The sequence below is a fragment of the Burkholderiales bacterium genome (assembly GCA_036262035.1).
Lineage (GTDB): Bacteria > Pseudomonadota > Gammaproteobacteria > Burkholderiales > SG8-41 > JAQGMV01.
This window is the reverse complement of record DATAJS010000013.1, coordinates 55238-78445: the sequence shown is the minus strand read 5'-3', so window position 1 is coordinate 78445 and position 23208 is coordinate 55238. Positions and strand designations below refer to the sequence as shown.

The 23208-nt window shown below is 67.6% G+C and carries 23 protein-coding genes; 15 read left to right on the top strand and 8 right to left on the bottom strand.

Going from position 1 to position 23208, the window contains the following annotated elements; all coding sequences use genetic code 11:
• Positions 1-7 precede the first annotated feature (7 nt).
• Together VHP37_15785 and VHP37_15780 are read left to right on the top strand one after the other, a co-directional pair.
• The gene (locus VHP37_15785) at positions 8-886 is read left to right on the top strand and encodes a DUF58 domain-containing protein (GenBank protein HEX2827814.1); all 879 of its coding nucleotides are present in this window, start codon (positions 8-10) and stop codon (positions 884-886) included.
• Positions 886-5226, top strand: coding sequence for a VWA domain-containing protein (locus VHP37_15780; protein HEX2827813.1), 4341 nt, complete (start codon positions 886-888; stop codon positions 5224-5226). Before VHP37_15785 ends, VHP37_15780 begins: the two co-directional genes overlap by 1 nt.
• Here the strand turns inward: VHP37_15780 and VHP37_15775 are convergent.
• From VHP37_15775 to VHP37_15755, 5 genes are all read right to left on the bottom strand, one after another.
• Complete coding sequence (locus tag VHP37_15775; GenBank protein ID HEX2827812.1) at positions 5191-5922, bottom strand: MBL fold metallo-hydrolase; 732 nt, start codon at positions 5920-5922, stop codon at positions 5191-5193. The genes VHP37_15780 and VHP37_15775 overlap by 36 nt on opposite strands.
• 66 nt (positions 5923-5988) lie before the next feature.
• Positions 5989-6195 (bottom strand): type II toxin-antitoxin system HicB family antitoxin, encoded by a 207-nt coding sequence (locus tag VHP37_15770; GenBank protein HEX2827811.1) that lies wholly within the window; start codon positions 6193-6195, stop codon positions 5989-5991.
• Between the two features lie 5 nt (positions 6196-6200).
• Positions 6201-7253: a VWA domain-containing protein gene (locus VHP37_15765; protein ID HEX2827810.1), complete on the bottom strand. Its 1053-nt coding sequence runs from the start codon at positions 7251-7253 to the stop codon at positions 6201-6203.
• 6 nt (positions 7254-7259) lie between these two features.
• On the bottom strand, positions 7260-8084 hold the full coding sequence (locus VHP37_15760; protein HEX2827809.1) for an aldo/keto reductase: 825 nt from the start codon (positions 8082-8084) through the stop codon (positions 7260-7262).
• A 115-nt stretch (positions 8085-8199) separates the two neighbouring features.
• The gene (locus tag VHP37_15755) at positions 8200-8508 is read right to left on the bottom strand and encodes a hypothetical protein (GenBank protein HEX2827808.1); all 309 of its coding nucleotides are present in this window, start codon (positions 8506-8508) and stop codon (positions 8200-8202) included.
• 36 nt (positions 8509-8544) lie between these two features.
• Between VHP37_15755 and VHP37_15750 the strand changes: the two genes are divergently transcribed.
• Positions 8545-8889 (top strand): thioredoxin family protein, encoded by a 345-nt coding sequence (locus VHP37_15750; protein ID HEX2827807.1) that lies wholly within the window; start codon positions 8545-8547, stop codon positions 8887-8889.
• A 97-nt stretch (positions 8890-8986) separates the two neighbouring features.
• Here the strand turns inward: VHP37_15750 and VHP37_15745 are convergent, their stop codons facing one another.
• Entirely contained in the window at positions 8987-10291 is a 1305-nt protein-coding gene (locus VHP37_15745; protein HEX2827806.1) for a GAF domain-containing sensor histidine kinase, read from the bottom strand.
• 123 nt (positions 10292-10414) lie between these two features.
• Here VHP37_15745 and VHP37_15740 point away from each other — a divergent pair, with 123 nt between their 5' ends.
• From VHP37_15740 to VHP37_15705, 8 genes are all read left to right on the top strand, one after another.
• Positions 10415-11044 carry a cytochrome b/b6 domain-containing protein gene (locus VHP37_15740; GenBank protein ID HEX2827805.1) on the top strand — a complete coding sequence of 210 codons (630 nt, stop codon included), beginning with the start codon at positions 10415-10417 and terminating at the stop codon, positions 11042-11044.
• 11 nt (positions 11045-11055) lie between these two features.
• Positions 11056-11799, top strand: a complete 744-nt coding sequence (locus VHP37_15735) for a molybdopterin-dependent oxidoreductase (GenBank protein HEX2827804.1) — start codon at positions 11056-11058, stop codon at positions 11797-11799.
• 52 nt (positions 11800-11851) lie between these two features.
• Positions 11852-12040 carry a hypothetical protein gene (locus VHP37_15730; GenBank protein HEX2827803.1) on the top strand — a complete coding sequence of 63 codons (189 nt, stop codon included), beginning with the start codon at positions 11852-11854 and terminating at the stop codon, positions 12038-12040.
• A 225-nt stretch (positions 12041-12265) separates the two neighbouring features.
• Positions 12266-13153 carry a fumarylacetoacetate hydrolase family protein gene (locus VHP37_15725; protein HEX2827802.1) on the top strand — a complete coding sequence of 296 codons (888 nt, stop codon included), beginning with the start codon at positions 12266-12268 and terminating at the stop codon, positions 13151-13153.
• A gap of 12 nt (positions 13154-13165) precedes the next feature.
• Positions 13166-14110 (top strand): fumarylacetoacetate hydrolase family protein, encoded by a 945-nt coding sequence (locus VHP37_15720; GenBank protein HEX2827801.1) that lies wholly within the window; start codon positions 13166-13168, stop codon positions 14108-14110.
• A gap of 49 nt (positions 14111-14159) precedes the next feature.
• Positions 14160-15134, top strand: coding sequence for a tripartite tricarboxylate transporter substrate binding protein (locus VHP37_15715; protein HEX2827800.1), 975 nt, complete (start codon positions 14160-14162; stop codon positions 15132-15134).
• A gap of 1 nt (position 15135) precedes the next feature.
• Positions 15136-15588, top strand: coding sequence for a tripartite tricarboxylate transporter TctB family protein (locus VHP37_15710; protein ID HEX2827799.1), 453 nt, complete (start codon positions 15136-15138; stop codon positions 15586-15588).
• Positions 15589-15594: 6 nt separating this feature from the next.
• Entirely contained in the window at positions 15595-17112 is a 1518-nt protein-coding gene (locus VHP37_15705; protein HEX2827798.1) for a tripartite tricarboxylate transporter permease, read from the top strand.
• Between the two features lie 103 nt (positions 17113-17215).
• On the opposite strand, the gene VHP37_15700 is transcribed toward VHP37_15705, so the two are convergent.
• Complete coding sequence (locus tag VHP37_15700) at positions 17216-18115, bottom strand: amidohydrolase family protein (GenBank protein HEX2827797.1); 900 nt, start codon at positions 18113-18115, stop codon at positions 17216-17218.
• A gap of 47 nt (positions 18116-18162) precedes the next feature.
• On the opposite strand from VHP37_15700, the gene VHP37_15695 reads away from it, so the two are divergent.
• From VHP37_15695 to VHP37_15680, 4 genes are all read left to right on the top strand, one after another.
• On the top strand, positions 18163-18999 hold the full coding sequence (locus tag VHP37_15695; protein ID HEX2827796.1) for a methyltransferase domain-containing protein: 837 nt from the start codon (positions 18163-18165) through the stop codon (positions 18997-18999).
• Positions 19000-19081: 82 nt separating this feature from the next.
• Complete coding sequence (locus tag VHP37_15690; GenBank protein ID HEX2827795.1) at positions 19082-19588, top strand: hypothetical protein; 507 nt, start codon at positions 19082-19084, stop codon at positions 19586-19588.
• Positions 19589-19824: 236 nt separating this feature from the next.
• Complete coding sequence (locus VHP37_15685; GenBank protein HEX2827794.1) at positions 19825-20592, top strand: hypothetical protein; 768 nt, start codon at positions 19825-19827, stop codon at positions 20590-20592.
• On the top strand, positions 20589-21434 hold the full coding sequence (locus VHP37_15680) for a methyltransferase domain-containing protein (protein ID HEX2827793.1): 846 nt from the start codon (positions 20589-20591) through the stop codon (positions 21432-21434). The genes VHP37_15685 and VHP37_15680 overlap by 4 nt, the downstream gene beginning before the upstream one ends.
• Positions 21435-21587: 153 nt before the next feature.
• Here VHP37_15680 and VHP37_15675 read toward each other — a convergent pair whose 3' ends face one another.
• Positions 21588-23189 carry a fused MFS/spermidine synthase gene (locus tag VHP37_15675; GenBank protein HEX2827792.1) on the bottom strand — a complete coding sequence of 534 codons (1602 nt, stop codon included), beginning with the start codon at positions 23187-23189 and terminating at the stop codon, positions 21588-21590.
• Positions 23190-23208 lie beyond the last annotated feature (19 nt).

Genomic DNA, 23208 nt, shown 5'->3' with positions numbered 1-23208 from the left:
GGAGCCGATGCTCTTCGACGCCGATTTCCTGAAACGGCTGGAGCGGCTGCACCTCGCCGCCAAGCGCCTCGATTGGGCGGGGCCCGGCGGCGGGCACGCGGCTTCGCGCAAAGGGCACAGCCTCGAGTTCTCGGATTACCGCCGATACCAGCGCGGTGACGACCTGCGCTACGTCGACTGGAACATCTACCGGCGCCTCGACCGGCTCGTGCTGAAGATCTTCACCGCCGAGGAAGAGCTCAACCTCTACCTGCTGGTCGACACGAGCGCGTCCATGGCGTCCCCGGCCGCCGCGGAAGGCAAGAGCGACTACGCCAGAAAGGTCGCGGCAGCTCTGGGTTACATCGGGCTGAAGAATCTCGACCGCGTCGGCGGCGCGGCGTTTTCCTCTGCGCTGCAGACGCCGCTGAAGCTCGGCCGAGGACGTACGCAGATCCTGCGATTGTTCGGTTTCCTCGACGGGCTGACGTGCGCCGGCGCCACCGATCTGCAGGCTGCGGTGCAACGCTTCACTGCGCTGTTTCCGCAGCCGGGCCTCGCGGTGATCGCGAGCGATCTCTTCGATCCGGCGGGCTGGCGCGCCGCCGTCGAGGCGCTCGTACGCAGGCGCCACCAGGTTCTCGTCGTTCACGTGCTCGACGAGCAGGACATCGAGCCGCGCGTGCTGGGCGATGTCGCGCTGGTCGATGCGGAGGGGCGCCGCGAGCGGCGCCTCTTCGTGGACGCGGAGCTCGCGCGGCGCTTCCAGGAAGAGCTGGCGGCGTATTTTCGCGAGATCGAATCGGCCTGCGCGAGCCTGGGCGCCGGTTACCTGCGCACGACGACGAGCGTAGCGTTCGATGATTTCATCCTGAAATCGCTGCGACAGCTCGGAGCGGTGAGCTGATGGAATGGGGCGTTCCCTACGCGCTCGCGATCGCCCTCGGGGCCGTGCCGCTGATCCTGTTCCTGCACAGCCTCAGGCCGCGCGGCGTGAAGGTGAGGACGACCGCGCTCTTCATCTGGGATCGCATCGCCAGGGAACGCCCGCTCGCGACGCGCCTCGGCTGGCTGCTGCGCAGGAATCTGCTCCTCATCCTGCAGCTGCTCGCCGCGATCGCGCTCGTCGCCGCGCTCGCCGATCCCTCGCTGCTCCACGTCGGCGCCGCACGCGGCGACACGATCGTCGTCATCGATCTCACCGCCAGCATGAAAGCGAAAGGGCAGGGCGGCACGCGCTTCGACGCGGCCCGCCGCGAGCTCGCGTCGCTCGTCGACGACCTGCACGCCGGACAGCGCATGATGCTGATCGGCGCGGGTCCGGACACGCGCGTCATCGTGCCGTTCACCGCGGACAGGCAGCGGCTCGCGGACGCCGCACGCGCGCTCCGCCCGACCGATGCGTCCGGCAACGTCAGGGACGCGATCCTCTTCGCCCACGCGTTCCTGAAGAAAGGCGGTCACGACCGCGTCGTCGTGGTGAGCGACGCCGCGTTTGCCGGCGCCGAGGAATTCAGCCGCGAGTCGCCGGGCTCGCGCTTCGTCCGCATCCCCGGCGGCACCGAGAACGTGGGCATCGTCGGGCTCGAGATCAGGCGCCGCGCCGACGGCTCGGAGCGCTTCGAGGTCATGGCGCAGGTGCGAAATTTCGGGACGAGGGCCGCACGCGCGCCGCTCACGCTCGCGCTCGGCGAGACCGTGCTCGCGCGCGAGGACATCACGATCGAGCCCGGCGGGCGGAGGGTCGTCGTTCGTCCGTACGACGGCAAACCCGCCGGCACGCTGACCGCGCAACTCGCGCTCGAAGACGACTTCCCGACCGACGATCGCGCCGCGGTCACGGTGAGCGCCGCGGCGCCGCTCAGGCTGCTCTACGTCGGCCCCGGTAACCCGGCGCTCGATAACCTGCTGCGCTTCTTTCCGCGCGTGGAGCTCACCGCGATTCCGGATTGGCAGCCGGAGGCGGCGCGCGGTTACGACGTCCTCCTCTTCGATCGCGTGGCCGCGCCGGAGCTCACCGAAGGCAACGTGATTTACATCGGCACCGTGCCGCCGAAGCTGCCGCTCGAGGCGCAGGGCGAGATGCAAGGCCCGCGCGTGAGCGCACCGCTCGCGCAGCACCCGGTGACCGCGGGGCTGAGCCTCGGCGATCTGCACGTGAAGCAAGCGCGGCGCGTGGCGGCCGGCGGCGACGCCGTAGTGCTGGCGCGGTCGGAGGAGGGACCGCTCGTCGTCGCGTTCGAGCGCGCGAAGCTCAAGGCGCTCTATATCGGGTTCGATGTGACGGCGTCGGACCTGCCGTACCGCGTCGCCTTTCCGGTGATGTTTCACAACGCGTTCGAATGGTTCCGGCCGGGGCGGCGCGAGTTTCCCGCCGAGAGCGCGCGCGCCGGGGCGGCGCTTCCGATCTTCGTCCCGCCCGGCGATCGCGAGGTCGAGATCGCCGCGCCGTCGGGACGCAGCGAAAAGCTCGCGGTCACCGGGAACCCGGTGATCTTCGGCGACACGCTCGAGACGGGCGTCTATACGTGGAGAAGCGCCGGCCGCGCCGGCCGCTTTACGGTCAATCTCTTCGACGAGGACGAATCGAACATCGCCGCGCGCACGACGGCCGGGGCGCAACCGCCGCCGGCGTCCACGCGCGACGGTACCGCCGCGGCAGGTTTCGCGCTGTGGCCCGTCCTGCTCGGCCTGGTGCTCGGGCTCCTCGCGCTGGAAGGCGTGCTCGCGTGGCGCATGAAGCTCGCGCTCGCGCCGCTCGCGCTGCGTGCCGCGGCGCTCGCCGCGCTGGCGCTCGCCTGCGTGAACCCGAAAATTCTCCAGGGCGTGCGCGCGCTCGACGTCATCGTCGGCGTGGATGTGTCGCGCAGCACCGGACAGGAAGGTCAGGAAAGAGCGCGCGAGCTCCTCGAAGCGGCCGCGCCCCTCTCGCACGACGATGCGCGCACGGGACTGCTCATGTTCGCGCGCACGCCGGAGTGGGAGTCGCCGCCGCGCCGCGAGCCTCCGCAGGATTTTTCCGCTCGGCTCGATCGCGAGTCCACCGACCTGGAAGCGGCGCTCCAGGCCGGGCTCGCGCAGATCGGCGGCGGCCGCCAGGGACGGCTTCTGCTCGTGACCGACGGCAACGAGAACCGCGGCAACAGCGCGCGTCTGGTCCCGCTGTTGCGCGCGCAGCGCACCCAGGTCTGGACGCTGCCCGTCACCCTTGCTCGCGCGCGCAACGAAGTGTTCGTGAGCGGCCTCGTCGTGCCGCGCCAGGTGGACAGCGGCGAAGCTTTCCGCATCGAAGCGAAGATCGAAAGCCGCGGCGCTGCGCGCGCGCGCGTGAAGCTCCTGCGCGACGGCGTCCTCACGGCCGAGCGCGAGCTCGAGCTGAAGCCGGGCGAGAACGAGATCGGCTTTCGCGACAGCCTCGCCGAGCGCGGCAGCCACGGTTACGAGCTGCTCGTCGAGTCGGCGGACGATACGCTCGCGGAGAACAACGTTCTTCAGGCCGTGGTGGAGGTCAAAGGCGCGCCGCGGGCGCTGCTGCTTTCCTCCGAGCGCGAGAGCCAGCAATTTCTCGGGCGCGTGCTGCGCGCGCAGGGCTACGCCGTGACGTCGTCGGCGCCGCAAGCGACCGCGCTCGCGCTGCCCGAGCTTGCTTCCTACGATCTGCTCGTGCTCGACAACGTGCCCGCGTTTCACCTCACGCACGCGAAAATGGAGAACATCGAGAGCTACGTGCGCGATCTCGGCGGAGGCCTGCTCGTCGTCGGCGGTCCGCAGAGCTACGGCGCCGGCGGGTACTTCCGCACGCCGCTCGAACGCGTCCTGCCGGTGGACATGCGTCCGCCGGCGCGCCTCGACCTGCCTCACGTCGCGCTGCTGTTCGTCATCGACAAGTCGGGCAGCATGGGCATCGGCGCGCAAGGCGGCACCAAGCTCGACCTCGCGAAGGCGGCGATCGTCGCGGCAGCGGACATCATGAACCCGAGCGATCAGGTCGGGATCCTCGCCTTCGACGCCGCCTGGGACTGGGCGCTCAGGTTCCGCCCCGTCGGCCACGGCGAGTGGGTGGGCAAGGAGCTCGCCGCACTGACCTCCGACGGCGGTACCGACATGTACAAGGCGATGGTCGAAGCGCGGCGGGTGATGATCGACAAGGCGGCCGCGATCAAGCACGTCATCGTGCTCTCCGACGGTCTCACCGAGAAAGCGGACTTCCAGCCGCTCATCCAGGAATTGGCGCAGGCGAACGTGACCGTCTCGACGGTTTCGGTGGGGGAAGATTCCGACGCCAAACTGCTCGCCGAGATCGCGCGCGCGGGCAAGGGCCGCGGCTACGTCACTCACGACCCGCGGACGATCCCGCAGATCTTCACCACCGAGACGCTGCTCGTCGCGCGCGACCTGCTGGTCGAGAAGACTTTCGCGCCGCGCGTGACGGCGCCGGTCGGGCCGCTGCGCGGCATCGCGCAGGCGGCGCTGCCACGCCTGCGCGGCTATGTCCTCACCTATCCGAAGCAGGGCGCCGAGCTGCTCATGCAGGCGGGCGAGGATCCTCTGCTCGTCTCATGGCGGCACGGGCTCGGCCGGGTCGCGGCGTTCACGTCGGATCTGAGCGGGCGCTGGGGCCGCGAATGGGTGAGCTGGCAGGGCTTGCCGCAACTCGCGGGACAGCTCGCGCGCGACACCATGCGGCGGGTCCTTCCGACGCGCATGCGCGCGGAGCTCCACGCCGAGGGCGACGCGGTGCGGCTGGTCGCCGATTTCGTCTCCGAAGACGGCCGCTTCGTGAACGACCTCAAGCTTCGCGGCAACGTCACCGCATCCGATCGAAGCACGCAGCAGGCCGCGCTCACGCTGAGCGCGCCGGGCCGCTACGAAGGCCGGTTCACGCCGTCGGGGCGCGGCATTCATCTCGTCACGCTCTTTGCCGAGGGTGGAGAAGGGCAGCCGCCGTCGTCGGTGATGACGGTTCCCTACGTGGCGCCCTATCCGAAGGAATACCGCGAGCTGAGCCCCAACCTCACCCTGCTGCGCCGTCTCGCGGAAGAAACCGGCGGCGAGATGCTCGATCCCGACGATCTTGCCGCCGGCCTGAAACGGCTCTATGCGCCGTCGCCGGGTGAAGTGTTTCCGGACCGCGAAACCTGGTGGCCGCTCGCGCTCGCTGCGCTGATCCTGTTCCTCGTCGACCTGACCGCGAGGAGCTGGCGGCGGCTCTCAGGAGGTGAGCGCGTCCGCGAGCGCGCGCAATAGGGTCGCCCCGTCGCCGCGCCACGCGCTGCCGTGCATGCAGGCGAGCGTCGCCGGCTTCGCGGAGGCCAGTCTTTCGAGCATCGCGCGCGTGTTCTTGGTGTGAGAAAAATAGTCCATGCTCCGGCGGAACGCCTCGCTCGGTCCGAGGATGTCCGACTCGGTGACGGGCGGGTGATCGGCGCCGCCTTGCGTGAAGAGGTCGCCGCAGAGGAGCGTCCCGGTGCGCTCTTCCATCAGGAAGCCGCACTCCCAGCCGTGCGGCAGGTGCGGTGCATCGAACCAGCGCACCGAATGCTGGCCGAGCGAGAGCGTCTCGCCGTCGCGTAACGCGCGCGCCGGGCGGTCCGCGAGGTCGTCGATCGACACCAGCGCGGCGACCGTGCCGCACAGCGGCGAAGCGTGCGGCGCTGCCGCCAGCCATTCGTTGAGCGAGCCGCATTCGTCCGCCTCGACGTGCGAGAACGAGACGTAGCGCAGCCGCTCCACCGGCAACACGCTCGCCGCCGCTTCCCGCACGAGCGGGAACATCTTGCGCGGCCCGGTGTGGAAGATCAGCGGTTCGTCGTCGACGATCAAGTACTGATTGAACGAGAACCCGCCCGGGCCGCCTTCCATCACCACCGGTGTATTGATCCGATAGATCCCGTCGGCGATCTCGGCGACGTTGGTGCCCGATTGTTTGTTGGTTATGGCCATTCAGATTCCCCGGAGACCGGCGCCTTCAACCTTATACGTGACGTGCCTTCGAAGAAGGCCAAGCGGTCATGCCGCTGCGATATCGATCGAGATGGGCTGAGGTTTGGTCTCGTTGTGTTCGAGCCGATCGGCGATTACGCGCAGCGCCAGAATCTGTGCTTGTGACATGGCATGGTCGCGAGTTGTTCCGTAAGCGAGAACGCCCGGAAGTTCGGGAATCTCGGCCAGCCACCGGCCGTCAGCTTCCTGTTCCGTTTCGATGGTGAATTTCATATCCGTTACGCAAAGACCCGGTTGGACCACGCGAGCGACAGGCTCGCGGCGATCACCGCGAGCAGCGCGGCGAGCGCGGCGAAGAGCGCGCCGATCTCGGTCTCTTTCTTCTCCATCATGAAGCGCGTGTTGAGCTCCTGGTAGACCTTCTTGAGCTCGGCGGCGGTGGACGCGGAGAAGTAAGTGCCCTTCGTCGCATCGGCGATCGCTTTCAGGGTCTCTTCGTCGAAGCGCATGTACATCGACCAGCCTTCGAAGCCCGCCATGCCGCCCTGCGCGCTGCCCAGCCCCACGGTGAAGACGCGCACGCCGCGGTCGGCGGCCATCTTCGCCGCGTCGAGCGGATCGGGTCCCGTGGTGCGGCGTCCGTCGGACAACAGGATGATCGCGGCGGACGCATACGAGCCCGGCGGCACCGGCGTGAAAGGCTTGGCTTCGGTCTTGTCCGCCTGGTCGATCGCGACGCCGCGTTTGTAATCGCGCCCGGCGCCGAAGATCATCGACTCCAGATCGATGCCTGCGTCGGGGAAAAGGGTCGCGAGCGCCATGATGAGGCCGCTGCCGATCGCGGTGTGGCGCTGGAGGTCGAGCCGGTCGATCGCGCCGATGAGGTCGTCCTTGTTCTGCGTCGGCGCCTGCACGAGGAGCGCGGTGCCCGCGAACGACACGATGCCGATGCGCACGTCGGGCGGCTGCTCGGCGATGAACGCTTTCGCGGCTTCCTGCGCGGCGGCGATGCGGCTCGGCTCGACGTCGGTCGCGCGCATGCTGAGCGAGACGTCGATCGCGAGCACGATCGTGCGCTGCTCCGACGGCAGCGTGATCACCGCGGTCGGACGCGCGACCGCGAGCAGCATCGCAGTCAGCGCGGCGAGCAGCAGCAGCGGCGGCAGGTGGCGCCGCAGGCGCTGGCCGGGACCGAGCGCTTCGCGCACCAGCGCGACGCTCGCGAAGCGCACCGCGACGGGCTTTTTACGCCGGAGAATGAACAGATACAGCGCGACGAGCAGCGGCACCGCCAGCAGCAGCCACAGCATCATCGGAGAGATGAATCTCATCGCGTCTCAGACCTGTTGCAGATAGTCGAGCATACGCCGGCGTATCGCGGCGTCGGGCAGCTTGCCGGCGCCCGCTCCCGCATTGTCCTCCATATGCTCGCGCCTGCGCGTCGCCGGGATGACGCAGTTGACCGCCGGGTGGCCGACGATCCATTTCAGGAAGAACTGCCCCCAGCTCGCGCAATCGAGCTCGGCCGCCCATGGCGGCAGGCTCTTGCCCTTGACGTGGCGAAACAACGAGCCTTCGGCGAACGGCCGATTGATCAGCACGGCGGTGCCGCTTTCCGCGCACGCCGGGAGGAGACGCTCCTCGGCGTCACGCTCCGCCATCGAGAAGTTGAACTGCACGAAATCGTACTGCCTGGTCGCGACGAGACGCTCCAGCTCGCGGAAAGCGCTCCGGGTGTAGTGGGTGATGCCGATGTAGCGCACGCGGCCGGCGCTCTTCCACTCGCGCAGCGTCCGGGTGTGCGTCTCGTAGTCGAGCAGGTTGTGGATCTGCATCAGGTCCATGCGCTTGGCGCGCATGAGCCTGATCGACTGCTCCATCTGGCGGATGCCGGCCTCGCGGCCGCTCGTCCAGACCTTGGTGGCCAGGAAAAGCTTGTCGCGCAGGTCGAGCTCGGCGGCGAGGTCGCCGCTGACGCGCTCCGATTCGCCGTACATCGGCGAGGAATCGACGACCTTGCCGCCGCGCGCGACCAGCGTCTGCAGCACTTCCCTGAGCGGCGCGCGCTGCGAGGCGTCGGGGCCGACGTCGAACGTCTGCCACGTACCGAGGCCGACGATCGGCAGCGCTTCACCGCTGCGTGGGATGGGTCGAGTGATCATCGAGGTGCTCGCGCTCGTTGCCGGCATCGCCGCCCCCGCAGCGATGAGCCCCGCGATCGTCTTCAACGCGGAGCGTCGGCGCGCGTCCATGCCGTCGATATTACAGTGCGATCGTTCAGCGCGCCGGCGCGAGCTGGTAGCCCTTCGCGACCATGCACTGCCGGACCGCTTCGTGCTCGGCGATGAAACGCTCGTTCGCGCTGCCGGCGGGACGCCCCGGCGAGACGACGGCCGGCTGCGTCCTCTCCTGCGATGCTTTCGCCTCGGGCGGTTCGGCGCGCCGCAGCCACGCGCCGCGACAGTCGTCCATGTCGCGGGATACGGCGGCCTTGTCGGCGCCCGGCTTGGTCCAATCCATGTCGGCGCATGCGGCGAGAGCCAGGGCGGCGGCGCATGCGAACGGCGAAAGCTTGAATGCGCTCATATCATTTAGACTGATCATCTTTCGGCGGAGAGGTCGATGGCGACCCCACCCTCATTCGACGACGGCCTCGTGGTCTTCGTCAAGCGCGCGTGTCCCACGTGCACCCTCATCGAACCGCAGTTGGCGGCGGTTGCACGGGCCGTGCCCGGCTTTCGCGCGGTGTCGCAGGACGACCCTGCATTTCCTCAGGGCGTCGAAGTCGTCGACGATCGCGACCTCGACCGCTCGTGGCTGAGCGGCATCGAAGCGACACCGACGCTCGTGCGCTTCGCAGGCGGCAAGGAAGTCGAGCGCGTCGTCGGCTGGGATCGCGACGGCTGGCGGCGCCTCACCGGCGTCGCGGATTTAGGGGGCAACCTTCCCGCGATGCGCCCGGGATGAGGGTCGAAATCACTCGAGCCCGGGGTGGCCGAGCGGATGAAAGCTAAATGGGGTCAGGTCCACATTTCACGCTGAAATGTGGACCTGACCCCGATTTTCAGCGGACGGGCAGGAGGAGGGTGAAGGTGGTGCCGGCGCCTTCGCGGCTCTGGACCGAAATCTGGCCGCGGTGGGCGTCGACCACGTCCTTGATGATCTTGGTGCCGAGCCCGGTGCCGCCGGGCTTGCGGCTGATCGCGCGCTCGGTGAAGAGGCTGTCGAGCACGTCCTGCGGCATTCCGCGGCCGGTGTCGGACACCGCGACCTGCACCATGCCCGCGAGCGGGCTCGTGCCGGCGGCGACGGTGATCGAGCCGCCTTTGGGCACTTCGGCGATCGCGTTGGTGACGAGGTTGTAGAAGCAGTTGAACAGGCGCCGCTCGTCGCCTTCGATCTGCGGCAGCTCCGCCAGGCCCTCGATCTTCAGCGCGATGCCGCGGTCGGCGGCGAGCGGCTCGAGCGTGCGCACCACGCTGTCGACCACGTCTTTCAGGCGCAGCGGCTCGAACCGCGGCGGCGCCGACAAGCCTTTGACGCAGTCGGCGAATCCCTTCATGCGGTCCTGGAGGAGGGCGCTCGCGCTGCGCGTCATGGTCAGGAGCTGGCCGGTGAGCGTGCGGGTCTGCGACGACAGGTTCTTCTTGCTCGCCGGCAGCGCCTCGACGAGCGTGTCGATGTGGTGCTGCAGCAGGTCCGCCCCGGTCGTGACCGGCAGCAGCAGGTTCTTGATGTCGTGCGAGATGTCGCCGAGCAGGCGCACGACGACCGCGAGCTTGGCTTCCTCGTACAGCCGCGCCTGCTCGATCGCCATCGCGGCGAAGGCCGACACGACCGACAGCAGGGCCGCGTCTTCCTCGTCGAGCGTGCCCTCGGCCTTGTTGAGCACTTCCAGGACGCCGATGGCCTCGCCTTCCCAGCGCTTGAGCGGCAGCACGACCATGTCGCGCGTGGTGAAACCGGTGATCTCGTCGACCGCGCCGAGGTGGCGGGAATCCTGTTTCGCGTCGGGGATGAGCTCGGCCTGGCCCGACTGGAAGACCGCCCCGGCGATGCCCTGGTCCCACGGGATCGCCTTGCCGATCAGCGCTTTCGAGCTTTCCTTGACGCCGTAGCGGAACGCGAGCTGCCGGGTCTCGGGATCGGCGAGCAAAATCGCGCCGGCGCGCGCGTTGACGACCTTGAGCGCGGTCGTGAGCACTTCCTCGAGCAGCGCATCGACGCTGACGTGCTCGAAGAAGGACTGGCTGATGAGGATCGCCGCCTCCATCTGGCGCGCGCGGCGCACGTGCCAGACGTCGAGCTGACGGCGGTTGTCGCGGCGCCGGTCGGGAGAGCTGGGCAGGCCGGACCTGAGTATGGCCATCGGGTAGTTCTTGTATTCGGGAAAGGCTGCGGCGCCGCGGGACGCGGCCGCCCGCTGATGATACTGTAAGGTCTGGTCCTGCGGCTGCGACGAAAGATCAAACATCGCAGCCGAGGAGGCACTATGCACCCGTCCGGCACTCCCTACCGCAAAATCCATCCGCTCGTCGTGCGCATCACCCACTGGGTGAACGCGTTCGCGATCCTCATCATGGTCGCGTCCGGCTGGCGCATCTACAACGCGTCGCCGCTCTTCGGCTTCCGGTTCCCGTCCGAATGGACGCTCGGCGGCTGGCTCGCGGGGGCGCTGCAGTGGCATTTCGCCGCGATGTGGCTGCTCGCGATCAACGGCGTGATCTACCTGTCGTACGGCATCGTCTCCGGCCATTTCAGGCGCAAGCTCCTGCCGCTGAGTCCGGCGGCCGTGTGGCGCGACGCGCGCGACGCGCTGCGCGGGCGCCTCGCCCACGCCGACCTCTCGGTCTACAACGCAGCGCAGCGCGCGGCCTACCTGGTCGCGATCGCGCTCCTGGTCCTGCTCGTGCTTTCGGGGCTGGTGATCTGGAAGCCGGTGCAGTTCCACGCGCTCGGGATGCTCATGGGCGACTACGAAGGCGCGCGCTACCTGCACTTCTTCGCGATGGCGGGGGTCGTGTTCTTCGTGCTGGTGCACGTGCTGATGGTGGTGCTCGTCCCGCGCACTTTCCCGTCGATGTTCACGGGGCGCGTCAAGATATCCGGAGGGCGATCATGAAAAAGCGGACGATGGCCACCAGCCTGGAGGCGTTCTCGCGGCCCGAGATCGCGAGCCTCGAGCGGCGGCTGTTCCTGAAGCGGGGCTTGAGCCTCGGCGCGCTGACGCTGCTCACCGGCTGCGACGTGACCAACGAGGAATCGGTGCAGAAGGTGCTGTGGACGATGTCGCGCTGGAACGACCGCGTGCAGGGCTGGATCTTCGACCCGAACCGGCTCGCGCCCGAGTTTCCGGAAAGCGCGATCACGAAGCCGTTTCCGTTCAATGCGTACTACGGGATCGAGGAAGTGCGGCGTGTGGATCCCGCGAGCTACAAGCTCGAGATCGGCGGCCTGGTGCGGGAGAAGCGCCCGTGGACGCTGCCGGAGCTCTACGCCCTGCCGCAGGTCTCGCAGATCACCCGCCACATCTGCGTGGAGGGCTGGAGCGCGATCGGCAAGTGGAGCGGGGTGCGGTTTTCCGATTTTTTGCAGCGCATCGGGGCGGACACCACGGCGCGCTTCGTCGGCTTCAAGTGCGCCGACGACTATTACACCAGCATCGACATGCCGACGGCATTGCACCCCCAGACCCAGCTCACCCTGCGCTTCGCCGACCAGATCCTCCCCCCCGAATACGGCTTCCCGATGAAGCTGCGCATCCCGACCAAGCTCGGATTCAAGAACCCGAAGCACATCACGGCGCTGTTCGTGACCAACGAGCATCCCGGGGGCTACTGGGAGGACCAGGGCTACAACTGGCACAGCGGATCGTGATAACCTTCCGGCGCGGCATGTTAGCCGTCTTACCATAAGAGGGAGGTTACCAATGAAGAAGCTGATGATTGCGCTCGTGGCGGGTCTTATGACGGTGGCGTTTGCGGGCGGCGCGTTCGCGGCCGACGAAATGAAGAAAGGCGAAGCCAAGAGCGAGAAGGCGGCCAAGAAGGACGACAAAGGCGCCAAGGGCGACAAAGGCGAAGCCAAGAAGAAAGACGACAAGGCCTCCGGCAAGTAAGGGGTACCAGGCATCAGGAAAGGCGCGGGAAACCGCGCCTTTTTTTATTGGGGCGATGAAGCCGCCCCAATAAAACGTCGGTTACGCCAAGGAGGGAAACCAAGGTTTCCCTCCTTGAACCTCCCTTTCCTTTGAGCAAGGCCCGCGCGGTTCGACCTCATTTGACGCTCACCGTGGGCCCGAAGCATACTGGCCCGCTTTTTAGATCGATAACGAGGAGCATCCATGCGTCTGGTGACTTTTTCCGACGCCGAAGGCACGCGCATCGGCGTCCACGACGCCGAGTCGAACACCATCGTCGACATCACCAAAGCGAGCCGCCTGCCCAAGGACATGACTGCGTTCGTCGCGCTCGGAAAGAACGGTCTTTCGCGTGCGCGAAAGACCGTAAAAACGAGCGGGCACCGCATTCCGTACGACAGCGTGAAGATCGAAGCGCCGTTCCCGCGTCCGGCCAGGAACATCCTGTGCGTCGGCAAGAACTATCACGACCACGCGAAGGAGTTCCACAACAGCGGCTTCGACGCGAGCGCGGGCAAGGACGCCATTCCCGAGCTGCCGATCATGTTCACCAAGTGGCCGAGCTCGGTGATCGCCGACAAGGCGTCCATCCCCAGCGCCAACGACTACACCCACTCGACCGACTACGAAGGCGAGCTGACGGTCGTCATCGGCGAAGGCGGGCGCAACATCCCGAAAGCCAAGGCGTACAACCACGTCTACGGCTACACCATCGTCAACGACGTCACCGCGCGCACCCTCCAGCAGAGCCACAAGCAGTGGTTCCTCGGCAAGAGCCTCGACGGCTACTGCCCGATGGGACCGGCGATCGTCACGGCCGACGAGATCGAGGACGTGGACCAGCTTCGCCTCGTCACCAAGGTGAACGGCGAAGTGCGCCAGGACGCGTACGTGAGCCAGCTCATCTTCGACATCCCGACGCTGATCGAGACGCTGTCGCGCGTGATGACGCTGGAGCCGGGCGACCTCATCGCGACCGGCACCTGCGCGGGCGTGGGCATCGGCTTCGACCCGCCGAAGTTCCTCCAGCCCGGCGACGTGGTGGCGGTGACGATCGACCCGATCGGGACGCTCGAAAACCCCGTGGCGTAAACTGACGAGCCCATGAAGCTCGTCCGATACGACCGCAACGGCGCGGTCAGGCTGGGTGCGGTCGACGGCGATGCGGTCGTCGACCTGCTCGATGCCGCGCCGCCCGGCACCGCTACCCGGCTCCTCGCCGCGTTGTCCGACATGACGAAGCTCATCGCCGCGGGCGATGCGGCGCTGGAGATCGTGCGCGCGGCGGTCGACAGCGGTAAAGCGCGCACGCCCCTCGCGAACGCGAAGCTCAAAGCGCCGATCGAGCCCTCGCTCATCCTGTGCAGCGGCGAGAACTACTGGGACCATCGCGAGGAGAAGCCCGAGGTCACGCGCAAGGATCCCGAGTTCTTCCTCAAGACGTCCCTCGGCGTGATCGGCCCGGACGACACGATCGTCCGCGACGAGCGCGTGACGAAGAAGCTCGACTACGAGACCGAGCTCCTCATCGTCATCGGCAAGGCGGGCCGCCACATCGCCGCCGCGGACGCGCTGGACCACGTCTACGGCTATACGATCATGAACGACGTCACCGCGCGCGACCGCCAGGTGACGCTGCGGCCCGACGGCTCTTCGGTGTACAACCTGGGTCCGGGCAAGAACTTCGACACCTGCGCGCCGATCGGTCCGTACATCGCGACGCGCGACGAGATTCCCGACCCGCAGAAGCTCGATCTGTCCACACGGGTGAACGGCGAGGTGCGCCAGAGCAACAGCACCGCGAAGATGATCTGGACGTGCGCCCAGCTCGTCGAGTTCTTCTCGACCTTCGTCACGCTGAAGCCCGGCGTGGTGATCTCGACCGGCACGCCCGGCGGCACCGCGTGGGGCACCGACGCCGAGCTCGGCGGCAAGAAGCCGATGAGGAAAGACGTGGTCGCGCCCAGAGGGTATCTGCAGGCCGGCGACGAGGTGGTTTGCAGGATCGAAGGACTGGGGGAACTGAGGAACAGGATAACCGGGGTCTGACCCCTATAAAACGGGGTCAGACCCCGATAACGGTCATAACGGAGGAGCCATGAAACGCAAGAGACTCAGCGCGGTATTGCTCGCACTGTGCACCGGCACCGCTTTCGGGCAGGAGGCGTATCCCTCGCGCGCGATCACCATGATCGTGCCTTTCCCGCCGGGCGGCGTCGCCGACACCACCGGGCGGCCGACGGCGGCGGCGATGGAGAAGATCCTGAAACAGCCGGTGGCGATCACCAACCGGCCCGGCGCCGGCGGCGCGGTCGGCAACGCCGCGGTCGCCAACGCCAAGCCCGACGGCTATACCATCCTGATGGCGCTCTCGAGCATCTCGGTGATCCCCGCCGCCGACGTGCTCTTCGACCGCAAGCCCGCGTACTCCCTCGACCAGTTCGCGCCGATCGCGCTGATCAGCGCCGATCCGACCATCCTCACCGTGCACACCTCGGTGCCGACCAAGACGCTCAAGGAGCTCGTCGCGCTCGCACGCTCCAAGCCGGGCCAGCTCTCGTACTCGTCGTCGGGCATCTACGGCGCGCTGCACATGCCGATGGAGATGTTCCTGCACGCGGCCAAGCTCAAGATGCGCCACGTGCCGACGACCGGCGGCGGTCCGGCGATCACCGCGCTCCTCGGCGGCCACGTCGACATGACCGCCGGCGGGCCGGCGGCGATCACGCCTCACGTCAAGGCGGGCAAGCTGCGTCCGCTCGCGAGCTGGGGGCCGAAGCGCCACGAGAACTTCCCGGACGTGCCGACGTTCAAGGAGAGCGGCTACGACATCGAGTACCTGATCTGGGCGGGGCTGTTCGCGCCGAAAGGCACGCCCGAGCCGGTGATGAAGGTGCTGCGCGACGCCGCGCGCAAGGCGGTCGAGGACCCCGAGTTCAAGAACATGATGGCCAAAGTGAACTCGCCCGTGCACTACCTCGACGCGCCGGACTTTCAGAAGTTCTGGATGACCGATGCGCAGCGGCTCGCGCAGGTGGTCAAGGTCGTCGGCAAGGTCGAAGACAAGAAGTGAGATGAGGTCGCGCCTGTCGAGCGACCAGGTCTCGGGCCTCGTCCTGACCGCGATCGCGGTCTTCGTCGGCTGGGAAAACCGCGCGTATCCGCTGGGCTCGCTGTCGGAGCCCGGTCCCGGATACACGCCGCTGATCATCGCGGTGTTCCTCGGGGTCACCGGTCTCCTGATCGCGCTCAAGGGTTTTTCGTCGCGGCCGCTCGCGGACATCCAGTGGCCCGAGGCGAAGCGCGCCGCGATGATCCTGCTCGCGTGCGGGGTCGCCACCTACGCGCTCGAGCACATCGGCTATCGCATCACGGTCGTGGCGCTGATGGTGTTCTTTCTCGGCGTGATGGAGCGGCGCAGGCCGCTCGCGGTCGCCGCGGTCGCGGTGGGCTTCTCGCTGCTCTCGTACTACTTCATCGGGACGCTGCTGCACGTGCCGCTGCCGCTCGGGCCGGGAGGCTGGTAGCCGATCATGGCCGAGACGTTCAACAACCTCCTGCTCGGCTTCAGCGTGGCGCTGCAGTGGCAGATCCTCGGCTATGCCTTCGCCGGCTGCATCATCGGCACGCTCGTCGGGATGATGCCCGGGCTCGGCCCGCTCGCCGGGATCAGCCTCTTGCTGCCCGCGACCTTCGGCCTGAACCCGATCATCGCGATGGTGCTGCTCGGCGGCGTGTATTACGGCGCGATGTACGGCGGCTCGACGACGTCGATCCTGATGCGCATCCCCGGCGAGGCGGCGTCGGTGATGACGTGCATCGACGGCTACGCCATGACCCAGAACGGCCGCGCGGGCGCGGCGCTCGCGATCTCGGCGATCGGCTCGTTCGTCGCCGGCACACTGGGGGTGATCGGCCTCATGCTGCTCGCGCCGACGCTCGCGTCGTTCGCGCTGCGCTTCGGGCCGCCCGAATACACCGCGCTCCTGCTGCTCGGCTTCTTCGTGCTCGCGTACATGAGCGGCGGGTCGATGCTCAAGACCCTCGCGATGGCCGCCGTCGGGCTGCTCTGCGGCATGATCGGCATCGACGCGATGAGCGGCTACACCCGCTTCGAGTTCGGCCTGGTCGAGCTGGGGGACGGCCTGGGGATCGTGCCGGTCGCGGTCGGCCTGTTCGGCATCTCGGAGATCCTGCTCTCCGCGGCGCAGGGCGAAGGCCCGAAAGTGAAGACCCCCAGGCTGCGCGAGCTCATGCCTTCGCGCGAGGAGCTGCGCGCTTCGGTGAAGCCCATCGCGCGCGGCAGCGTGCTCGGCTTTCTGATCGGGATCATCCCGGGCTCGGCGCACGTGATCTCGTCGTTCGTCTCGTACGGGCTGGAGCGGCGGCTCTCCAAGCACCCCGAGCGCTTCGGCAAAGGCGCGATCGAAGGCGTCGCGGGGCCGGAGTCGGCGAACAACTCCGCCGCGACCGGCGCGTTCGTGCCGATGATGGCGCTGGGCATCCCCACGGGGCCGGTCACCGCGGTGATGATCGCGGCGGTGATGGTGCACGGCATCGCGCCGGGACCGCAGCTCATCCAGGACCAGCCCGAGCTCTTCTGGGGATTCGTCGCGAGCATGTACGTCGGCAACACCGTGCTGCTCGTCCTCAACCTGCCGCTGGTCGGGGTGTTCGTAAACCTGCTGCGGATTCCCTACGCGTACCTCTACCCGAGCATCCTCTGCTTCTGCATCCTCGGCTGCTACTCGGTGTCGAACAGCGTGATCGACGTGTGGATCATGCTGATCATGGGCGGCATCGGTTACCTGCTGAGGAAGTTCGACTACGATCTCGCGCCCGTGGCGCTCGGGCTCGTGCTCGCGCCGATGCTGGAGCTTTCATTGCGCCAGTCGCTCGCGATGAGCGCGGGCGATTACGGCATCTTCATCCATCGCCCGATCGCGCTGACGATGCTGGGTCTCGGCGCGGTGCTCCTGCTGTTCGCGTTCAAGCCGTTCTTCAGCAGGAAGAAGGACTGGCGGGCGAGCGTGGGGCTCGAGGAGACGTGATGAATTACGGTGACGAAAGGCGGTGACAAGAAGCGGTGACGAAAGACGGTGACGCAACCGTACATCACCGATGCATGTCACCGTTTCACGTCACCGGTTCATGTCACTTGAAGCCGTAGAGCCTCGCCGGGTTCTCGACCAGCACTTTGCGCCGCAGCGCCTCGTCCGGCACCCACGACGTCAGCAGATCGGCCAGATCGCCGTCGTTCGGCATCGCGCCTTTCACCATCACGTGCGGCCAGTCGGTGCCCCAGATGACGCGATCGGGATTGGCTTCGAGCAGAGCGTGGGCGAACGGCATGGTGTCGGCGTGCGGCAGCGCGCCGGTCGAAATGCGGTACGGACCGGTGAGCTTGACCCAGGCCTTGCCCGCTTTCATGTGGCGCAGCAGCGCCTGGAAGCCGGGCGCGTTCAGTCCCTTGTCCGTCTTCATGTAGCCGAGGTGCCCGAGCACGATGTCGACCGGAAAGTCGGCGAAGCGCCGGTCGAGGTCCGGGAATTCGTCGGCATGCATCAGGAACTCGACGTGCCAGCCGCGGCGCTCGATGCGCTTCGCGAGCGCTTCGAGCGGGGCGAAATCGAACTCGCCTTTGCCGTCCGGCACGTCGACCACATTGACGCGCACGCCGCGAACGCCTGCCGCATGCAGCCGGTCGAGCTCCGCGTCGCTGACGTCGTTGTCGACGACCGCGACACCGCGCGCGTTGGCGCCGATCTCGCGCATCGCGTCGAGCATCACGGTGTTGTCGATGCCGTAGACGCTCGGTTGCACCAGCACCATGCGCGTCGCGCCGAGCGTATCGAGCATGTGCCGGTAAGCGGGCAACAGACAGTCGGGCGGCGTGTATACGCGGCGGTCGGAGTATGGGTACCGGTCGATCGGCCCGCAGATGTGCGCGTGCGTGTCGCAGGCGTTCGTCGGCATCGTGAAGCGCGGCTTGCGGGGATTCGGATCGGGCGCGGCGCAGAGCGGCGCGTCGGGAGAGGGGGCGTGAGGGTTCATCGCAGGGGCTGGTGAGTTAACATCGTGCGAAAGTATAAGGGGTGCGCATGTACCGGAACGCCGTCATCGCCGTGCTTCTCTTCGCGTGCTCCACGGCTTTCGCCGCCGACGTCGAGCGTACCGGGGGTCCCTACGTGCCGACGCCGCAGGCGGTGGTCGACGCCATGCTCGAGTTCGGCAAGGTCGGGCCGAAGGATTTCGTGATCGATCTCGGCTCCGGGGACGGGCGCATCGTCCTCACCGCGGCGCAAAAGTACCACGCGCGCGGCATGGGATTCGACATCGATCCCGACCTCGTCCAGCAGAGCAATGCCGAAGCGAAGAAGCGGGGCATCGCCGAGCGCGCGAGCTTCGTCACGCAGGACGTGCTCAAGGCGAAGATCGAGCAGGCGACGATCGTGACGCTCTACCTGCTGCCGGGAATGATGCAGACTCTCCAGGCGAAGTTCATGCGCGAGCTCAGGCCCGGCACGCGCATCGTGTCGCACGACTTCCCGTTCGGCGACTGGAAGCCCGACCGCCAGACCAGCGTCGACATCCCGGAAAAGTACGGCACTCCGGGGCAGTGGAAGTCCAACCTCTTCTACTGGGTCGTTCCGGCACAAGTGCAGGGTGCATGGCAAGTCAATGCGCCCGGCCTGTCCTCCGAGCCCATCGCGTTGACGCTGCAGCAGCAGTATCAGGTGCTGAAGGGCGCCGCGGACGCGGGCGGCAAGCGCGTCGCGCTGACGCACGGAAAGCTCGATGCCGAGCGCGTCGCGTTCAAGCTCGCGCTGCCCGACGGGACGTACGATTTCAGCGGCGTGGTCGACGGCGAGCACATGCGCGGCGAAGCGGTGCAGGGCGGCCGCAGCGTGGCGTGGACCGCGGTGAAGTCCCGATAGCGCTGTCGCCCCCGGGCGACGCGCCCAGAGGTACGTCGATTGCCCATGGAATAGTGATTTGCACACTTTCCAGGAGGCAGTCATGAACGCACGCAAGACATTGCTCCGTGCAGCGGTTGCCGCCGCCGTCATGGCCGCGGGCTCCGCGGTCGCGCAGGTCGGCGGCATCGAGCAGGAAGGCGGCATACAGACGCCGCGATCGATCGAGACGCCGGTCTTCAACCAGCACATCCCCAGCGGCGTGAACGCGATCCCGCGCGCGGACAACCCGCAGAACCCGAACGAGGCGAAGCCCTTCGTGCAGCAGCCCGAAGGCGTGCGTCCGCTCGTACGCGGCGCGCCGGTGTATCCGGCGCCCGCCCCCGTGCCGCCGCCGCAGGCATACGGCCCGGTGTACGGCCCGGCCGCGGCCCCCTATCCGCAGCCGTATCCGGCTCAAGGGCCGCGTCCGATGGCGCGCGGCGACAATCCGAATCTCCCGAACCCGGTGACGCCGAGCGCGGCGAACGAGTCGGCGCCGCAACCGGTGATACATGAGCCGACGAACAGCACGGGCATGGAAGGCGCGCCGGTGGGGGCGACGCGGTGAGCGTCGGCTTTCGCCGATAAAAAAAGCCGCCGTCGGGCGGCTTTTTTTATGGTGACGGATGAATCGGTGACGGATAGGACAGTGACCGATGGAACGGTGACGCCCCCCACCCCGACCCTCCCCCCGCGTGCGCGGGGGGAGGGAGAGTTTTTCGTCACCGCTTCACCCGTCACCGCTTCACCCGTCACTTCTTCGCCGCTACCATACGCCCACAACAAACACCCAAGGGGAAGGTCATGATTCCGTCCGCCGTACGGCGCGCCGCGGCGTTCGCGGCTGCGCTCGCCCTGTCTGCGTGCGCCACGCACGACCCCGCACCCGAAGCGAAAGCCCCGCCGCCCGATTACGCCGCGATCGTCGCCGCGCCGAACCGCATGGAAGCGGATCGCACGAACGACAAGCGCCGGCAGCCCGAGAAGCTGCTCGCGTTCTACGACGTGCGTCCCGGCATGCGCGTGCTCGACATGGGCGCGACCGGCGGCTACAACACCGAGCTTCTCGCGCGCGCGGTGGGCGAGGGCGGCCTCGTCTACGCGCACAACAGCCCGTTCTTCCTCGAGAACTTCGTCAAGGGCCGCCTCGCCGAGCGCATGAAGCGCGGCACGATGGGCAACGTCGTCCCGCTCGCGCGCGAGTTCGAGGATCCGGTGCCGCCGGACCTCAGGAACCTCGACCTCGTCACCTTCAACTTCATCTACCACGACACTGCGCACCTCGGCGTCGACCGCGCGAAGATGAACCGCGCGATCTTCAATGCGCTGAAGCCCGGCGGCGTGTACATCGTCGCCGACCATTCGGCGAAAGCCGGCGCAGGCGCGAACGAGACCAAGTCGCTGCACCGGATCGAGGAAGCGCTGGTGCGCAAGGAAATCGAAGCCGCGGGCTTCCGCTACGTCGGCTCGGCCGACTTCCTGCGCAACCCCGCCGATCCGCGCGAGCTCTCGGTGTTCAAGAACACCGTGCCGAACGACGAGTTCGTCCTCAAGTTCGTCAAGCCGCGATGAGCGCTGGCCGCAGGGCCTTCGTCGCATTCGCGGCGCTGCTCGCCGTCGCGACCGCCCCCGCGCAGGAGAAAGAGCCCGATCGCAGCGGTGGGCCTTACGTGCCGACCCCGCAGGTGGTGGTCGATGCGATGCTGCGCATGGCGAACGTCGGGCCGCAGGACTACGTGATCGATCTCGGCTCGGGCGACGGCGTCATCGTCCTCACGGCGGCTTCGCAGCTCAAGGCTTCGGGGCACGGGGTCGACATCGACCGGGAGCTCGTGAAGCACAGCAACGAAGCGGCGAAGAAGCTCGGCATCGCCGACCGCGCGTCGTTCCGCGTCGAGGACGTCTTCAAGGCCGACCTGTCGCGCGCGAGCGTGATCACGCTCTACCTGCTGCCGTCGATGATGATCAACATCCGCGGCAAGATCTATCTCGAGGCCAAGCCGGGTACGCGCATCGTGTCGCACGACTACACCTTCGACGACTGGCATCCCGACGACCAGCTCACGCTCGACGTGCCGGAGAAGGAGAAGATCAACGGCGTGCCGAGGGCGAACATCCTGTTGTGGATCGTGCCGGCGAAAGTGCAGGGCAAGTGGCAGGTGCAGGTCGACGGCGGCGAGCGCTACGACGTGAGCCTGCGCCAGCGCTACCAGAACGTCTCGGGCAGCGTGGAAGCGGCCGGCAAGCCGGTGAGACTCACCACCTCGACCCTGCGCGGCGACGAGATCCGCTTCACGCTCTTCGACGGCGCACAGCGTCGCAGCTTCAAAGGCACCGCGACCGGCGAATCGATGCAGGGCACGGTAGACCTCGGCGGCGGACGCACCGCCAAGTGGACTGCCCGGCGACTATAAAAAGCAATTTAACCGCAGAGGACGCAGAGGACGCAGAGGAAAGGCTAGGCGGTCGCGAACGCCTTGCACTATCGTTTCTTGAGCATGAGGGGCGGACGATAAATACCCGACGAATCCCTCTGCGTCCTCTGCGTCCTCTGCGGTAAATCTTTTTCAGTTCATGAGCATGCCACTGGGCATGCCTTCGACCACGGTGCGGCGATAGGCGAGCTGCATGTCCGCGAAGTCGTGCGCTGCGGCGCTCACCGCGTCGGTGATCACGCGGCCGCCTTCGAGGAGCTCGGAACCCAGCGGGATCGGTCCGCCCAGCATGTTCCACAGCGCGGTCTGGTGCCGCGCCGGCACGTCGTCGAACGTGACGCGCCTCGGCTCCCGCAGCGGCTTCGCGGAGGCGACGATGAAGCTGTTCACGTGGACCGAGCCTCCGGCATCGGGGCGGTAGAGCGCGAGATGCGGCAGCTCGCTGCGCAGCGTCGCCAGCAGGTGCGCGTACGCGCGCGGCCGTTCGAGATCGGCGAAGGTGTTGAACACCGCGACGCCGCCGTCGGTGAGGCAGCGCGCGAGATCGCGGAAGAACTCGCGCGTGACCAGGTATTCGGGCGTGCCGTCGCCGTGGAAGAGGTCGACGACCGCGACGTCGTACGCGCCGCGGCACTGTCCCACGAACGTCCTCGCGTCCGCGACGTGCGTCGCGACCCTCGCGGTGTCGAAGCCGAAGTACGCGGCTGCGATCCGCCGTGCGACCGGATCGATGTCGACCACGTCCACCTTCAGCCCGCGCTCGGCGAGGCGCATCGGCACCATGCCCGCGCCCAGTCCGAGGACCAGCGTGCGCTTCGCATCGGCGCCGTACATGCGCGCGAGGCCTTCGAGCGCATAGGTATAGAACGACACCGAGCGGTTGTTCGAATCGACGGTGTTCTGCGTGAGCCCGTCGTGGAAGTACATGCGGACGAACCGTCCCGCCTCGATCTCCTCGCTCTTCAGCACTTTCACCGTGCCGAACAGCGAACTCTCGCTCGCTTCCAGCCGCCACGAGACGCCGCCGTAGCTGAACGGTCCTTGCCGGCCGGTATAGCTGTCGGCCTGCCAAAGCATGCCCGCGCACAAGAGCAGGGCGGCGATACCTGCCGCGCCGGCGCCGGCGACTTTGGCGGCGCCGGGGGGCGCCGCGACGACCACCACCACCGTCAGCGCCGCGAGCACGCCGGCCACGATCAGCGTCGCCGTGTAGTTGCTCACGTACGGGATCAGCACGAAAGCGGTCGCGAACACGCCGGCGACCGAGCCCAGGGTGCTCACGAAGAACACTTTGCCCGCGCCCGCGTCGCCGCCCGCGTGCTTTTCGAGGAGCAGCGCGACGAGGAGCGGGTTCATCGCCGAGGTCGCGACGAGCGGCACGAGCAGGAAGATCAGCGCCGCGGCGAAAGCGCCGGCGACGAGGCTCCAGTTGGCGAGCGCGCCGAAGGTGTGCGGATAGACGAGACACGCCCCGACGATGCCCGCCGCCGCGATCGCCGGCATCCACGCATAGAGCCGCAGCAGCCGTGCGGCGTGCGACTTGGCGCCCGCCGGCCTGGCCGCGAGCCTGCCGCCCGCCCAGTAGCCCAGCGCCAGCGCGAGCAGCGTGATCGAGAGTATCCCGGTCCAGATGTAGAGGCTGACGCCGAAATAGGGCGTCATGATGCGCGAGGCGAGGAGCTCGAGCGCGAGTATGGACGCCCCGGAAACGAAGAGGATCGCGTAGAGCAGCAAGAGGGTTCCCGCGGCTATA

Bases quoted from the DNA above. Each gene is read 5' to 3' on its own strand.
- VHP37_15720 (HEX2827801.1), top strand. From the start codon at position 13,166: ATGAAGCTCGTCCGATACGACCGCAACGGCGCGGTCAGGCTGGGTGCG.
- VHP37_15710 (HEX2827799.1), top strand. From the start codon at position 15,136: ATGAGGTCGCGCCTGTCGAGCGACCAGGTCTCGGGCCTCGTCCTGACC.
- VHP37_15750 (HEX2827807.1), top strand. From the start codon at position 8,545: ATGGCGACCCCACCCTCATTCGACGACGGCCTCGTGGTCTTCGTCAAG.
- VHP37_15725 (HEX2827802.1), top strand. From the start codon at position 12,266: ATGCGTCTGGTGACTTTTTCCGACGCCGAAGGCACGCGCATCGGCGTC.
- VHP37_15770 (HEX2827811.1), bottom strand. From the start codon at position 6,195: ATGAAATTCACCATCGAAACGGAACAGGAAGCTGACGGCCGGTGGCTG.
- VHP37_15700 (HEX2827797.1), bottom strand. From the start codon at position 18,115: ATGAACCCTCACGCCCCCTCTCCCGACGCGCCGCTCTGCGCCGCGCCC.
- VHP37_15785 (HEX2827814.1), top strand. From the start codon at position 8: ATGCTCTTCGACGCCGATTTCCTGAAACGGCTGGAGCGGCTGCACCTC.
- VHP37_15695 (HEX2827796.1), top strand. From the start codon at position 18,163: ATGTACCGGAACGCCGTCATCGCCGTGCTTCTCTTCGCGTGCTCCACG.
- VHP37_15685 (HEX2827794.1), top strand. From the start codon at position 19,825: ATGATTCCGTCCGCCGTACGGCGCGCCGCGGCGTTCGCGGCTGCGCTC.
- VHP37_15705 (HEX2827798.1), top strand. From the start codon at position 15,595: ATGGCCGAGACGTTCAACAACCTCCTGCTCGGCTTCAGCGTGGCGCTG.
- VHP37_15690 (HEX2827795.1), top strand. From the start codon at position 19,082: ATGAACGCACGCAAGACATTGCTCCGTGCAGCGGTTGCCGCCGCCGTC.
- VHP37_15680 (HEX2827793.1), top strand. From the start codon at position 20,589: ATGAGCGCTGGCCGCAGGGCCTTCGTCGCATTCGCGGCGCTGCTCGCC.
- VHP37_15760 (HEX2827809.1), bottom strand. From the start codon at position 8,084: ATGATCACTCGACCCATCCCACGCAGCGGTGAAGCGCTGCCGATCGTC.
- VHP37_15730 (HEX2827803.1), top strand. From the start codon at position 11,852: ATGAAGAAGCTGATGATTGCGCTCGTGGCGGGTCTTATGACGGTGGCG.
- VHP37_15765 (HEX2827810.1), bottom strand. From the start codon at position 7,253: ATGAGATTCATCTCTCCGATGATGCTGTGGCTGCTGCTGGCGGTGCCG.
- VHP37_15755 (HEX2827808.1), bottom strand. From the start codon at position 8,508: ATGAGCGCATTCAAGCTTTCGCCGTTCGCATGCGCCGCCGCCCTGGCT.
- VHP37_15740 (HEX2827805.1), top strand. From the start codon at position 10,415: ATGCACCCGTCCGGCACTCCCTACCGCAAAATCCATCCGCTCGTCGTG.
- VHP37_15745 (HEX2827806.1), bottom strand. From the start codon at position 10,291: ATGGCCATACTCAGGTCCGGCCTGCCCAGCTCTCCCGACCGGCGCCGC.
- VHP37_15775 (HEX2827812.1), bottom strand. From the start codon at position 5,922: ATGGCCATAACCAACAAACAATCGGGCACCAACGTCGCCGAGATCGCC.
- VHP37_15780 (HEX2827813.1), top strand. From the start codon at position 886: ATGGAATGGGGCGTTCCCTACGCGCTCGCGATCGCCCTCGGGGCCGTG.
- VHP37_15715 (HEX2827800.1), top strand. From the start codon at position 14,160: ATGAAACGCAAGAGACTCAGCGCGGTATTGCTCGCACTGTGCACCGGC.
- VHP37_15735 (HEX2827804.1), top strand. From the start codon at position 11,056: ATGGCCACCAGCCTGGAGGCGTTCTCGCGGCCCGAGATCGCGAGCCTC.